9 protein-coding genes are annotated in these 14,107 nt (G+C 74.4%); 7 read left to right on the top strand and 2 right to left on the bottom strand.

What is annotated here, in order from left to right; translation table 11 throughout:
• Window positions 1–29 precede the first annotated feature (29 nt).
• The gene (gene hutH / locus AB0316_RS03935) at window positions 30–1,619 is read right to left on the bottom strand and encodes a histidine ammonia-lyase (protein ID WP_366271289.1); all 1,590 of its coding nucleotides are present in this window, start codon (window positions 1,617–1,619) and stop codon (window positions 30–32) included.
• 115 nt (window positions 1,620–1,734) lie between these two features.
• Here hutH and AB0316_RS03930 point away from each other — a divergent pair, with 115 nt between their 5' ends.
• Entirely contained in the window at window positions 1,735–2,514 is a 780-nt protein-coding gene (locus AB0316_RS03930; protein WP_366270629.1) for an IclR family transcriptional regulator, read from the top strand.
• Window positions 2,515–2,551: 37 nt separating this feature from the next.
• Window positions 2,552–3,268 (top strand): Type 1 glutamine amidotransferase-like domain-containing protein, encoded by a 717-nt coding sequence (locus tag AB0316_RS03925; RefSeq protein ID WP_366270627.1) that lies wholly within the window; start codon window positions 2,552–2,554, stop codon window positions 3,266–3,268.
• A 5-nt stretch (window positions 3,269–3,273) separates the two neighbouring features.
• On the opposite strand, the gene AB0316_RS03920 is transcribed toward AB0316_RS03925, so the two are convergent.
• Window positions 3,274–7,899 (bottom strand): hypothetical protein, encoded by a 4,626-nt coding sequence (locus AB0316_RS03920; RefSeq protein ID WP_366270626.1) that lies wholly within the window; start codon window positions 7,897–7,899, stop codon window positions 3,274–3,276.
• An 82-nt stretch (window positions 7,900–7,981) separates the two neighbouring features.
• Here AB0316_RS03920 and AB0316_RS03915 point away from each other — a divergent pair, with 82 nt between their 5' ends.
• The 5 genes from AB0316_RS03915 to AB0316_RS03895 all read left to right on the top strand — a co-directional run bounded on the left by AB0316_RS03915 (window position 7,982) and on the right by AB0316_RS03895 (window position 14,007).
• Window positions 7,982–8,959 carry an NAD(P)H-quinone oxidoreductase gene (locus AB0316_RS03915; RefSeq protein ID WP_366270625.1) on the top strand — a complete coding sequence of 326 codons (978 nt, stop codon included), beginning with the start codon at window positions 7,982–7,984 and terminating at the stop codon, window positions 8,957–8,959.
• Between the two features lie 133 nt (window positions 8,960–9,092).
• Window positions 9,093–9,704, top strand: a complete 612-nt coding sequence (locus AB0316_RS03910) for a hypothetical protein (protein ID WP_366270624.1) — start codon at window positions 9,093–9,095, stop codon at window positions 9,702–9,704.
• An 82-nt stretch (window positions 9,705–9,786) separates the two neighbouring features.
• On the top strand, window positions 9,787–10,407 hold the full coding sequence (locus tag AB0316_RS03905; RefSeq protein WP_366270623.1) for a PadR family transcriptional regulator: 621 nt from the start codon (window positions 9,787–9,789) through the stop codon (window positions 10,405–10,407).
• Complete coding sequence (locus tag AB0316_RS03900) at window positions 10,404–11,132, top strand: ABC transporter ATP-binding protein (protein WP_366270621.1); 729 nt, start codon at window positions 10,404–10,406, stop codon at window positions 11,130–11,132. The genes AB0316_RS03905 and AB0316_RS03900 overlap by 4 nt, the downstream gene beginning before the upstream one ends.
• 1 nt (window position 11,133) lies before the next feature.
• Complete coding sequence (locus AB0316_RS03895) at window positions 11,134–14,007, top strand: FtsX-like permease family protein (protein WP_366270620.1); 2,874 nt, start codon at window positions 11,134–11,136, stop codon at window positions 14,005–14,007.
• The last annotated feature ends 100 nt before the right edge of the window (window positions 14,008–14,107 follow it).

Below are 14,107 nucleotides of genomic sequence, written 5' to 3'. Positions count from 1 at the left end.
TGGCCTTTCGACGGTTGGGGGTTCGCGGGCTAGCGGAGGGGGCCGGTGACGGACTCGACGGCGGCGAGCACGTCGCCGGTCGTCACGGCCGCGCAGGCGCCCTCGATGTCGGGGGCGAGGAACCGGTCGGGGCCGGGGGCGGCGTCGCCGTGCCCGTCGAGCGCCTGCAGCACCGCGCCGGTGGCCGGCGCAGGCTCGAGCGGCGCCCGGAGCCGGATGCCGCGTGCTGCTGTCAGCAGCTCGATGGCGAGCACCCTGCCCAGGGCGTCCACCGACCGGCGCAGCTTGCGGGCGCCCGACCAGCCCATAGACACGTGGTCCTCCTGCATCGCCGAGCTCGGGATCGAGTCGACGGAAGCCGGCACGGCGAGGCGCTTCAGCTCCGAGACCATCGCGGCCTGCGTGTACTGCGCGATCATCAGGCCCGAGTCCACGCCGGGGTCATCGGCCAGGAACGGCGGCAGGCCGTGGCTGCGGGCCTGGTCGAGGAAGCGGTCGGTGCGCCGCTCGGCCATCGACGCGACGTCGGCCGCGACGATGGCGAGGAAGTCGAGCACGTAGGCGACGGGTGCGCCGTGGAAGTTGCCGTTCGACTCGACGCGACCGTCGGGCGTCACGACCGGGTTGTCGACGGCAGAGGCGAGCTCGACCTCGGCGACGCGGGCCGCGTACTCCACCGTGTCCCGCGCACCGCCGTGCACCTGGGGCGCGCAGCGCAGGGAGTAGGCGTCCTGGACCCGGGTGCACTCCTCGGTGCGGTGCGACTCGCGGATCGGCGAGTTCGCCATGACCGCAACGATGTTCGCGGCCGACGCCGCCTGTCCCGGATGCGGGCGCAGGGCGTGCAGGTCGGCGGCGAAGACGTCGTCGGTGCCGAGCAGGCCCTCGACGCTCATCGCGGCGGACACGTCGGCGACCTTGAGCAGGTGGCGCAGGTCGTGCACGGCGAGGCAGAGCATGCCGAGCATGCCGTCGGTGCCGTTGATGAGGGCCAGGCCCTCCTTCTCGGCGAGGACGACGGGCTCGATCCTGTTGTCGCGCAGGGCAGTCGCCGCGTCGGTCAGCGTGCCGTCGGCCAGGCGCACCGGCCCCTCCCCCATGACGGCGAGCGCGCAGTGGGCGAGCGGCGCGAGGTCGCCCGAGCAGCCGAGCGAACCGAACTCGTGCACGACCGGGGTGATGCCGGCACTCAGCAGGTCGGCATACGCCCTCGCGGTCTCGAGGCGCACGCCGGTGCGGCCCGTCGCCAGCGTCGACAGGCGCAGCAGCATGAGGGCACGCACGACCTCGCGCTCCACCTCCGGCCCGGTCCCCGCGGCATGGGAGCGCACGAGCGAGCGCTGCAGCTGGGCCCGCAGGTCGGTGGGGATGTGGCGGGTGGCGAGGGCGCCGAAGCCGGTCGAGACGCCGTAGTGGGGGATCGGGTCGTCGGCGAGGGCCTCGACGACGGCCCGGCTGCGGGCGATCTCCGACTCCGCCTCGGCGGACAGCTCGACGCGCGCACCGTGGCGGGCGACGGCGACGACGTCGGCGATGGTGAGCGGCCCGGTGCCGACCGTGACGGCTGCGGGGGCTGCACCGACCGCAGCGGATGCGGTGGTCGCACCGACCCTGTCCATGGCGAGTTCGTTCATGGCTCCCATGGAACCGCGGCGGGGCTGGCGCGTCGCCGCCCGATGAGGGACAATTGTCTCGCATGCGAGACGACGCCGATCGCTCAGGAGGTGGGTCGCCGTGTCCAACGCCCCCGCCGCCGCCAACGCCCTCGACGTGCTCGAGCACCTGTCCCGTCACGCCGAGCCGGTGCCCGCCGCCTCCATCGCGCGCGACCTCGGCCTGCCCCGCAGCTCGGTCTACCACCTCCTCAAGGTCCTGCACAGCCGCGGCTACGTCACCCACTACGTCGAGGAGCGGCGCTTCGGCCTCGGCCAGGCGGCCTACGAGCTCGGCTCGGCCTACCAGCGGCAGGCGCCGCTGGCCCGGGTCGCCCGTGCGCCGATGCGACGGCTCGTCGACCAGTGCGGCCGCAACGCCCACTTCGCCACCCTCGACGGCCGCGACGTCATCTACCTGCTCGAGGAGCGCGCTCCGGGCCAGCCGATGCTCGTCACCGACGTCGGCGTGCGCCTGCCTGCGCACCTGACGGCCAGCGGCCTCGCGATGCTCTCGGCGCTGCCCGCGCCGCAGGTCCGCGCCCTCTACCCCGACCGCGCGTCGTTCGTGCAGCGCAACGGGTCCGGTCCCAGCTCGCTCGCCGAGCTGCGCAGCCTGCTGGCGCGCACCCGCGCCGACGGGCACGCCCGTGAGGAGGGCAGCGTCACGACCGACCTGTCGTCGGTGGCCGTGCCGGTCCTCGACCGCGCAGGCCGGCCACTGGCCGCCGTCGCGCTGACCCTGCGCACCGCCGACGCGAGCCCCGAGCACGTCGCCGACCTCGTCACGCGGGCCCGCTCGGCCGCCGGGGACGTCGCCCGCCGCCTGAGCCCGAGTCCGACCCCGCCGCGGGGAAAATGAGCGGCCGGGGACGCCCGCCTTCCCTAGGGTGCCGCTCATGGACCTGCACCTCGTCGGTGGCGGCTGGGACGACGCCCTCGCACCCACGCTCTACGGCGACTTCGTCGCGGCGGCGGCCCGGCGCGCCGGCAGCACCCCCCGCATCCTTCTCGTGGTGGTGGGCACCGACCCGGAGTCCCTCGACTACCACGAGAGGTACGTCCGCACCCTCGGCCTCGTCGGCGGCCACGACCTGGTCGTCGAACGCGTCGCCGAGCGCACGCCCTTCGACCCCGCGGCGCTCGAGGGCGTCGACGGGCTCTTCGTCGGCGGCGGCCCGACGCCGGAGTACCACGCGTCGCTCGTGGGCGCCTACCCGCGCATCCGCGGCCTCGTCAGCGCCGGTATGCCGTATGCCGGGTTCTCGGCCGGCGCTGCCATCGCGGGGTCCCACGCCGTCATCGGCGGCTGGCGCATCGACGGTGTCCCGGTGTGCCCGGAGGACAGCAACGAGGAGCTCGACCCTGTGACCGTGGTGACTGGCCTCGGTCTCGTCCCGGGCGCCGTCGACGTCCACGCCGCCCAGTGGGGCAACGTGTCGCGGGCGCTCGCCGTGGTCGCGGGCGGCCTGGCCCCGCGCGCGGTCGCCATCGACGAGGGGACCCGGCTCGCCGCCGACGGCACGGTCGTCGGCGCCGGGCGGGTCTGGCACGTCGTCCCCGACCCCGCCTCCCCCGGCGGCGTCTCGGTGACGGCGCAGTCGGCGGCCCTGTAGCTGAGTCACTCCCAGCCGGCGGTCAGCCGCTCCAGGCGGGCCACCCCCGAGCGGACCGCCACCTTGCCGCGCTCGACGAGCGCCGCGGCGAGGACGGCCACGAGGCCCAGGCCGCCGATGAGCGCCCACAGCATCGCGCCGCTCCAGCTCGGCAGCAGGTCGACGAGCGGCACGCCGACGAGCGCGATGAGGGAAAGCCCGACCACGACCACACCGGCGGAGAGCCGGCGGCGCACGCGCGTGACGGCGGCGGAGCAGCAGACGAGACAGCCGAGCACGAGCGCGACGAAGGCGTAGCCCGTCTGCGTCGTCAGGGCGGCGGCGAGGGAGGGACCGACGAGCAGGATGATGCCGCCCCGCTCCAGCAGGACGATCGCCCGGCTCGCCGTGTCCGCGCCCCGCAGCCGCTGGTCGCGTCGCCACAGCCCTACCGCGACGAGGACGGCGATCCCGACGGGCGCGACGACCCACTGGGGGTCGCCGCCGAGGGAGCCGAGCGCGAGGACCACCCACGCCGCGCTCGCGAGCGCCGGCGCGAGCAGCTGCGGCCAGAGCAGCCGTCGCGCGACTCCGGTCGCGGCCGCCTCGATGCCGGCCACGGCCAGCGCAGCGGCGAGCAGGGGCGTCGCGGGATACCCCACCGCGACGACGAGAGCGAGCAGCGTCGTGCCCCAGCCCAGCACGAGGAGCGACGCCTGCCACGTCTCGGCAGCCTCAACTCGGCGTGCGCGCCCTCGAGCGAGCAGGACGAGCGCGCACAGCACCCCGATCGACGAGAGCACCCACACCCGGGCCTGCGGCCCCAGGTCCGCGGCCACCAGCGCTGCCGCGACGGCACCGACGACGTATGCCGTGGCGACCGCCCGCTGCCGGGACACCCCGACGGTGGTCGCGGACACGACGCCCGCCGTCACCATGCTCGCGGCGCCGACGACGAGGAGGCCGCCGGCCAGCGCCCAGCCGGCGTGCGCTCCTGCCGGTCTGCCGAGCACGAGCACGTCCAGAGCCGTGACCGCCTCGGCGAGCGCGGCGACCGTGCCCCACACGAGAATCCACTCCCGATCCGTGCGACGAATGAGGGCCAGCACCACTGCACCCGAGGCGAGGACCGCCGCCGCCAGGGCCGTGAGGTCGACCTCCCGTTGCGCGGACCAGTCCAACCAGCCGAGTGCCGAGAGCCACGCCCAGCCGGCACCGAGGACCGCGGCCGCCCGGAGCACCTGGCGTGCCGGAGGGGCGGCGGCGGCAGCCATGGTGGTGAGCGCCACCGAGAGGACGAGCAGCGCGAGCGCGAACCAGCCGGGCCCGGCCCGGTCGGCCCCGAGCAGCACGAGGGCGGCGCCGACGGTGACGAGCGCCTGCGGCACCAGCGGGATGCGGCGCAGTCGTGCTGCGACCACGGCGCACTCGGCCCCGACCGCAACGAGCGTGAGGTCGCCGGCGGCCCCTGCGGTGGTGGCCCCGAGCACGGCACCGGTGAGGGCCACGGGCACGGCCGCGAGGAGCGCGGCCAGGTCCCAGCGCGCCCACCAGCGGACACCTGCGGGCGCCGGGCTGCGCCAGGAGAGGACCTGCGCCGCAGCGAGGAGGCCGGCTGCGGCGGCGGCGACGATCCACGGCCGGCCCTCGAGCTGGACCGTGGCGAGCTCGACGGCGCCGAGCCAGGCCACGACCACCGCGACACCGGCCAGCGCACCGACGCGGGCCAGCACCGCCGTGACCAGCAGCGCGACCGCGGCCGTGACCGTCACCCAGCCCGCGAGGGCGCCCTCGACAGCGGTGCGCTCGACCGCTGCGAGCACCACGGCGGCCGCGACCTCCGCTGCACCCACCGTGGCGGGCGCGAGCAGGGCGCGGATGCTGGGCGAGAGCCGTGGCTGCCAGTCGCGGCCCCGCAGGTCGGCCCCTGCGGCTCCCACGAGGAGAACCGAGCCGACGGCGACGAGCACCATCGCCCCCTGGAGGCCAAGGGGCTGGCCGGCGAACCACGGCGACAGCTGCTGCGCGAGCAGCAGGACGGCCGGCGCGGGCGCCAGCCACGCGGTCCAGGTCATCACCAGCGGCCGCCGTTCGGCGCTCAGCCCGGCCACGGCGAGCACGATCCCGACCAGCGCCACCGCCGTGGGCACCCTGTTCTGCGTCGCCAGCACCGAGGCCCCCACCCGAGCGACCACGGGAGCCACCCCCGGCGTGACGGTCGAGGCCACCACCGGTGCGACCAGGGCGAGCCCGTAGGCGCTCCAGGCCGCGGCCACGGACACACGCTCGGGCAGGCGTGCCCGGGTCGCGACGGCATACGCGACGGCGACCGCGGTGAGCAGTGCGCTCGACCACGGGTCGGCGAGCGCGAGGAGGCCGGCGCGGTCGGCGGTGAGCAAGAGCACGGCGGGGATGCCTGCCGCGAGGAGGCCGAGCGGCAGCCACCCGAGGAGCGGGGCGGTCCGGCGCAGGGCCGAGCCCACGGCCGAACGCCCCACGGCGTCGGACCAGCCGGTCAGGCCCCAGCCGGCGGTCGAGGCGGCGACCCCGACGACGAGCCCCCACCGCGTGGGCAGGGCGAGCAGGCAGAGAAGCGAACCGACGACGAGGGCCGCCAGCCCGAGACCGGCCCTGGTGGCCACTGGCATCCGGGCCCCGAGCTGCACCGACGGCCAGTGCACGGCCACGACGAGCAGCAGGGCGACGAGCGCCGGCACGACCACCCCGACGGTGGACGACAGTCCCAGTGCCGTGCACGCGGTCAGCCACGCGAGCACGGCAGGCACCAGAACCGCAGCCGGACGCACGCCGCGAGCGAACGGCCCCACGAGTCCGGCCCCGGCGACCGCCACGGCGGCGCCCACCAGCAACCAGGCGGACGTGCGGTCGCTGCCCGTCAGGTCGGCCCACCAGGCCAGGACGAAAACCGATGAGAGGGTCGTCGCGCCGAGGTACCACCCGCGCCAGTACGCGTCGTGCGGGCCACGCGTGAGCCAGCCGCGCTCGGCCGGCACCGCGAGGAGCAGCATCAGCGCGCCCATCACCAGCAGTCCGCTCGGGCCGTCCCACACGAGAGCGGCGGAGGCCGCGAGCCCCAGGGGCATCAGGACGGCGGCCGCGTCGAGCGCGCTGCCGGCGCCGGCAGCGGCGTACGGGTGACCGCGCCGGAATGCCGACCAGAGCGAGGCGAGCGCGAAGGAGATCACCGACCAGCGCGGGTCGACCCAGGTGGCGAGCAGCGCCAGGCCGAGGCCCAGCGCAGGGAGCAGCCGGGCGGGCGAGGCCCGGCGACCGGCGTCCGCGGCCTCGAGGATGCCGACGTAGCCGAGACCGGCGACCGCCGTGACCCACCCGGTCGAGCCGAGGTCGCCCGGGTAGGCGGTGACGCACACGGCCCAGACGACGGTCCACCACAGCGGTGGGGCGAAGGCGAGCGAGCCGTGCAGTCGCGGCGCGAGCCCTTCGAGCGCGACGAGGACCGCCACCCCTGCGGCGAGCACGGACCCCACCGGCGCCCCGCCCGCGAGCCAGGTCAGCCCGTCGAGGACCGCCAGCAGCACGAGCCCGGGCAGCGCCGGCCGGAGCACCGCCTCCGCACGCCGGCTGCCCGACGGCACGGATCGGGCCGCGACGACCGTGACGGCGAGGGCGATGCTCATCGCGGCGGCCTGCCAGGCGCTGGGGACGGCCACGTCGCGACCCTGCGGGACGGCCCGTCCCACGCCCATTGTCGCCAGCCCCACGGCGAGCCAGAGCAGCGGTGCCACGAGGAACCGCAGGGCGCTGTCGGGCACACGTCGCGACCAGGCGGCGTAGCCGGCCGCCAGTGCGAGGACGAGGATGGTGAGGACGACGACGAGCGGGGCGCCGTCCAGGTCGGGAGGCACGCCGACACCGTCGACGAAGCTCGTCACGACCATGACCGGCAGGAGCAGTCCGCCGGCGACCTCGAGCGCCCGGCCCACGACCAGGGCGTCGCGACGCCGGAGCAGCACTCCGGCGGCGAAGGGGGCCGCGGCGATCACGGCCTCGGCGAGGGGGCGCATCGACGGCGCCACGTCGCCGAAGGCGAAGGCGACGAGGCCGAAGGCCCCGACGAAGAAGAGCAGGACGCCGAGGTAGGCGAGTCCGTGGACGGCCAGGTCGGAGCCCACGGCCTCCCGGGTGCGGTCCCACCACAGCTGGAGCGCCGAGGGAGCCGGGGGCTTGGCCCGGTGCTCTTCGTACCGCGCCGCCACGACGGGCGGTGTCCCCGGGGCAGCCACGAGGGGCGGGGTCCCCGGGGTCGCCACGGCGGGCGGCGCCGGGGTTGCCGGTGCCGCCGATGTCACCGGCAGGGACGTCGGCGGGGTCGAGGTCGGCGGAGCAGCGGGTGCGGTGCCCGTCCACGCCGGCGTGGCGGCATACGGCTGCCCGACGGGTGCCGGGAGGTCAGGGGCGGCGTCGCGGACCGCCTGCTCCGCCTCGACCCGGAGCTCGCGGGCGAGCAGCCTCAGCCACGCATCGGTGTCCGCCCCGACGTAGGCGCGCGCCCGCGCCACGGGAAGGAACAGCTCTTGGACGAAGTCGAGGTGCGGCAGGTCGGCGGAGGTGACCGCACGGCGACCACCCCCGGGCGCGCCGGCTCCTCGCGGGTCCCCTGTACCGCTCATGCCCATACCTTGGCAGCCCGGGCGCCCGGAGCGGGGCGGATACCCACAGCCCGCCCGAGATCGGCCGTCATAGGCTCGGTCCATGCGCGCCATCACGATCCCCCAGCCCGGAGACGCCGACAGCCTCGTCCTGGCGGAGGTGCCCGACCCGCAGGTGCAGGCCGGGCAGGTCCTCGTCGACGTGGTGGCCGCGGGGGTCAACCGTGCCGACGTGATGCAGCGCCTCGGCCACTACCCACCGCCCCCGGGCGCGTCGGAGTACCCGGGCCTCGAGGTGAGCGGCCGCATCGCGGCTCTCGGTGAAGGGGTCGAGGGGTGGCAGGTCGGCGACGAGGTGTGCGCCCTGCTCGACGGCGGCGGCTACGCCGAGCGCGTCGCGGTGCCCGCCGAGCAGCTGCTCCCGATCCCGAGCGGTGTCTCGCTCGTCGACGCCGCGGGCCTGCCGGAGGTCGCGTGCACCGTGTGGTCCAACGTCTTCATGGTCGCCAACATCCAGCCGGGCCAGGTGCTCCTGGTGCACGGCGGCAGCTCGGGCATCGGCACCATGGCGATCCAGCTCGGCAAGGCGGTCGGTGCCCACGTGGCCGTCACCGCCGGCAGCCAGGCCAAGCTCGACGTGTGCCGTGAGCTCGGCGCCGAGATGCTCGTGAACTACCGCGAGGAGGACTTCGTCGAGCGGGTGCGCGAGCTGACCAAGGGCCACGGCGCCGACGTCATCCTCGACAACATGGGCGCCAAGTACCTCGCACGCAACGTCGACGCGCTGGCCACGAGCGGGCGCCTCGTGACCATCGGCCTGATGGGCGGCCGCACGGGCGAGCTCGACATGGGCCAGCTGCTGACCAAGCGCGCCGCCGTCATCGCGACCTCGCTGCGGGCGCGGCCCGTGGCCGAGAAGGCCGCCATCGTCGCGGCGGTGCGCGAGCACGTCTGGCCGCTCATCGAGGACGGCAGCGTGCGGCCCGTCATCCACTCCCGCCACCCGCTGGAGAAGGCCGCCGACGCGCACCGCGAGATGGAGGAGTCCGGCCACATCGGGAAGATCCTCCTCACCACCTGACGTGCCGACTGCCGGCGGGCGGGAGGTTTCCGGCAGTGTCGGACTCGTCCGCTGACACGTGGGGCCGACAGCAATACCGTTGCGCGATGGGCCTCTTCGGTCCGGAGGGGCCTCACGGCAACGGAGGTTCGACGTGTTCATCCAGGTCATCCAGGGTCGGTGCACCGACGCCCACGCCCTCCACCGGCAGATGGACCGGTGGCGTGAAGAGCTCGAGCCGGGCGCACCCGGCTTCCTCGGCGGCACCTACGGCATCACCGACGACGGCGAGTTCGTCGGGGTGGTCCGCTTCGACTCGCGCGAGTCCGCGGAGGCGAACTCGCAGCGCCCGGAGCAGGGCGCGTGGTGGGAGGAGGCGTCCCGCTGCTTCGACGGCGAGGTCACCTTCCACGACTGCGACGACGTGATGATGATGCTCGACGGCGGCCGGGACGACGCCGGCTTCGTCCAGGTCATCCAGGGTCGGCTCAGTGACGCCGACCGGTTCAAGCACGCCATGGAGCAGCCGATGGACCTGCTGCGCCAGGTGCGCCCGGAGATCATCGGCGGCACGATCGCCATCGACCCGGACGGCTTCTTCACCCAGACCATGGCCTTCACGACCGAGGACGCGGCTCGTGAGGGTGAGCGCCAGGCGCCGCCGCCCGAGGCGCAGCAGATGATGCAGGAGATGTCGTCGTCGATGCAGGACGTCAGCTACCACGACCTGCACCACCCGTGGTTCGCCACGGCCGGCGCGCACTGACGCAGGGGTGCTTGCCCTCCCCTGAATACTCGGTATACCGTCACGGCACCACACGACATACCGAGTATTCAGGGGAGCCACCATGTCGGTCAGACAGGGACTGCTCGCTCTGCTCGCCGAGGAGCCGATGTACGGCGCCCGGTTGCGCAGCGAGTTCGAGGCACGCACCGGCGGCACGTGGCCGCTCAACGTCGGGCAGGTCTACACGACGCTGTCGCGGCTCGAGCGCGACGGCCTCGTCGAGCCGGTCGGCGGCGCTGACGACGAGGGTCGCATCGCCTACCGCCTCACCGCTGCGGGATGCGACGAGATCGCGTCGTGGTGGCTGACGCCGGTCGACCGTGACTCGACCCCGCGCGACGAGCTCGTGATCAAGCTCGCCCTCGCGGTCACGTCGCCCGGCATCGACGTCCACCGCGTCGTGCAGACGCAGCGGACCGCGACGCTGCGCCACCTGCGGGACCTCACCCGGCTCAAGAGCCGTGCGACCGACGACCCGGACGCCAACGACCTCGCCTGGCTGCTCGTCCTCGAGAACCTCCTCTTCGCCGCCGAGTCGGAGGTGCGGTGGCTCGACCACGTCGAGTCGACCCTGAGCCGTATGCCGGCAGCCACGCTCCGCAGGCCATCCGCGGTCCCGGACGAGGCGGGGTCCGACGACGTCACCGCGCCAGCTGCCGTCGCGAAGGGGTCGGCCCGATGAGCGCCGAGGCCCCCGTCCTGCTCCTCGACGACGTCTCGCGGGTGCACGGGGCCGGCGAGACGGAGGTGGTGGCCCTGAGCCACGCCTCCCTCAGCGTGGCCCGCGGCGAGCTCGTGGCCGTCATGGGACCGTCCGGGTCAGGCAAGTCGAGCCTGCTCAACCTCGCCGGCGGTCTCGACCGCGCGACGAGCGGCCGGGTCGTCGTGCAGGGCGTCGACGTCTCCTCGCTCGACCCGAAGGGGCTTGCGGCGCTGCGGCGCCGGTCGGTCGGCTTCGTCTTCCAGGACCTCAACCTCATCCCCAGCCTCACCGCGGCCGAGAACATCGGCCTGCCGCTCGAGCTGGACGGCTGGTCGGTGCGGCGCGCCCGCTCGCAGGCCCTCGACGCGCTCGACCAGCTGCGCCTGCGCGAGCTCGCCGACCGCTACCCAGACCAGATGTCCGGCGGCCAGCAGCAGCGCGTCGCCATCGCCCGCGCCCTCGTCGGCGAGCGCAGCCTCGTGCTCGCCGACGAACCGACCGGTGCGCTCGACTCGCACACCGGCGAGGGCGTGCTCAAGCTGCTGCGCCAGCGCTGCGACGCCGGCGCGGCCGGGCTGCTCGTCACGCACGAGGCCCGGCACGCGGCCTGGGCCGACCGGGTCGTGTTCCTGCGCGACGGCGTGATCGTCGACGAGACGGGCGCCGCCCCGACCGCGGACTCCCTTCTCGCAGAGGCCCGCTGAGGTGGGCCGCCACACCACCAGCTCGTCACCGTCCCGGTTCGAGAGCTGGCGCGGCAGCTGGCGCGTCTCGCTGCGGATGGCACGGCGCGACGTGCGTCGACACCGCGGACGCAGCCTGCTCATCGTCGTCATGGTCGGGCTGCCCGTCCTGCTGCTGACCGCCGCAACGACACTGTGGTTCACCGACGACCTCGACGCTGGTGAGCGGCTGCCCTTCCAGCTGGGTCAGAGTCAGGGTTTCGTGCTCGAGCCCCAGCCGACGCAGCTGCGCCAGCTCCTCGACCCGATGACCCAGACGAGCTGGGACGGCGAGCCTCCAGCGTCGAAGCCCGTGCCGGGGCTCATCGCGGGTGACGAGAAGGCGTCCCTGGCCCGGTTGCTCGGGGCGCGGCTCACCGAAGTGACGAGCGCGCCCGCGAGCATCCGCGTCGGTGACCACTACCAGTCAGGATCGGTGCTGGGAGCCGAGCTCAGCGACCCCGCGTCACTGGCACCGAGGGTGACCCTCGAGTCGGGCCGCTGGCCCACGGGCCCGGGCGAGGTGATGGTCACGGTGCAGGGGCTCGAGCACGGCCTCCCTGCCTCCGGAACGCTCGGCATCCAGCTCACCGACTCGATGCAGGAGGCCCCGGAGACCGCCGCGACCGTCGTCGGCATCGGTCGCGGCTACGACACGCAGGGCAGCCAGTACTTCCAGCCGGTCGACCTCGTCACGGCACCGTTGCGGTCAGCCTCGGGACGCGAGTGGCTCGTCGATCGGAGCGACCCCATCAGGTGGGGAGAGATCGAGCGTCTCAACACGTACGGCATCGGCGGGTTCAGCAGGTACGTCGCCGAGCACCCGGACACGGTGACCAGGCACCAAGAGGATCAGGGCGGTCCCAACACGACTCTGCTCGTGGTGTCCGCGGCAGCGCTGGGCCTGGTACTGCTCACGACGCTGCTCGCCGGCCCTGCCTTCGCGGTCAGCGCTGCGCGTCAGCGACGCACCCTCGCGCTCGCGGCGTCCAACGGCGCCACGGCCCGGCAGCTTCGCCGCACCGTGCTCGCGCAGGCGCTGGTGCTCGGTGTCCTGTCAGCCGCCGTCGGCGCGCTCCTGGGCATCGTCGGAGGGGTCGCCACCGTGGTCGTCACCCGACTGGTTCGGCCCGACCTCCTCTTCGGACCCATCGAGGTTCCCTGGGCGGCCATCGGCCTCGTCGCGATGGCGGCGACCATCAGCTCGGTCGTCGCGGCCGTCATCCCCAGCCGGGGGCTCGGACGGCTCGACGTGATCTCCGTCCTCCGGGGCCAGGGCGTCTCCGCCCGGCTGCGCCGCAGGGTGCCGCTGGCGGGTGTCCTCGTCGCACTGGTCGGCGCCACGGCGGTGACCTGGGCTGCATACAACCGTCCCGACTACGAGTTCGTCCTCTTCCTGGGCGGATCCGTGGCCATCGTGGTCGGGTCACTGCTCACCGTGCCGCTCGTGCTGTCCCTCGTCGCCAGAACGGCTCACCGTCTTCCGCTGCCGGTGCGGATGGCCGCTCGTGAGGCGGGCCGGCAACGCGGCCGAGCGACTCCGACAGTCGCCGCCATCATGGCCGGCGCCTCGGCCCTCACTGTCGTGTGCATCGGTCTGCAGGCCGACACCGTGCGCCAGGCTCGCGACCACGTCCCCGTCGTGCTGGAAGGAGAGGCCGTCATCCAGGGCGCCACCTCGCCGCAGCGCCTCCCTGAGCTCGCCCGGACCGTCGAGAACACGGCACCCGGCGTCCACGCACTCGTCGCCAACGACCTCGTCGACTACACGCAGCAGCAGGGCGCGGTCATGCTCGCCGCCATGCGCCCCGGCTGCACGCTGGCCGACGTCGCGCCTCAACCCGTGGGTGGCGACCTGCCCACGGACCCCGACACCCGCTGCTCGACGGCATCGAGCTTCGGCCGCAACTTCTCAGGAGCCAGTCTGCAGGCCGTCGACCTGAGACAGCTGACTCGCTTCGTCGGGCTCACCGACGAGCAGAGTGCAGCGATGCGTCGAGGCGCCATCGCGGTCGTCGACCCAGCCGACGTGGCCGATGTCCCCCTGCCGGATCCGCACGGGCAGCTGCCGCGTGACGTCGAGTCGATACGCCCGGTGCCCCTCGACGAGAAGGGAGGCGTCGCAACCTTCGCACTGTGGCGCCAGCGGCCGGGTGAGTCCGACAGGGCCGCCCCGCCGCGCGCGTCCGACGTCCAGACGCTCCGGCTTCCCGTCGTCCACGTTCCTCGGGACCGCTGGAACCGCCTCGTGCTCACCTTCAACGGCAGCCCCGCCGGACTCATCACGACCGACAGCGCAACGCGCCTCGGCCTGCCGGTGACGCCTACCAGCCTCATCGCCCGCACCGACGGTCGCATCCCGCCCGACCTCGAGGCGCAGCTCAACGACGCTGTCGTCGCGAGCCAACGAAACGCGAGCTTCACCGTCGAACGCGGCTACCAGCGTGACGACACCCTGGCTCTCATCGTCGTCTTCGGCGTCATCGGCCTCATCATCCTCGTGGCGACCCTCATCGCCACCGCGCTGAGCCAGACCGAGAACGCCCCACTGCTCGGCACGCTCGCGGCGGTCGGCGCGACGAGGCGGACCCGTCGAGCCCTGGCCGGCTCACAAGCGCTCTACCTCGGGATGCTCGGCGCCGTCATCGGCCTCCTGGTGGGCCTGGCGCCCGGCTACGGACTGGCGCGTGTCGTGCTCTCCCGCGTCACCGAGGACGGGGTGCGCATCCAGCCCGAGAGCATCCCGGTCCCATGGCTGCAGATCCTGCTACCGGTGCTGCTCATCCCCCTCGTGGCGGGCGCCCTCGCGTGGGTGTCCATCCGTCGCGCGCCCATGGTGACGCGGCGGGCCACGTGAGCCGGCCACCGGCGTACCCCTGATCTCGGGGCCCGTGCGACCCGACGGGGGGACCCACGGGCCCCGATCCCTCGGGACAGCAGGTGGGGCAGGATGGGGA

Source organism: Terrabacter sp. NPDC080008, from assembly GCF_040702505.1.
In the GTDB taxonomy this organism is placed as follows: domain Bacteria; phylum Actinomycetota; class Actinomycetes; order Actinomycetales; family Dermatophilaceae; genus Terrabacter.
This window is presented reverse-complemented; position numbering and strand designations above follow the sequence as displayed.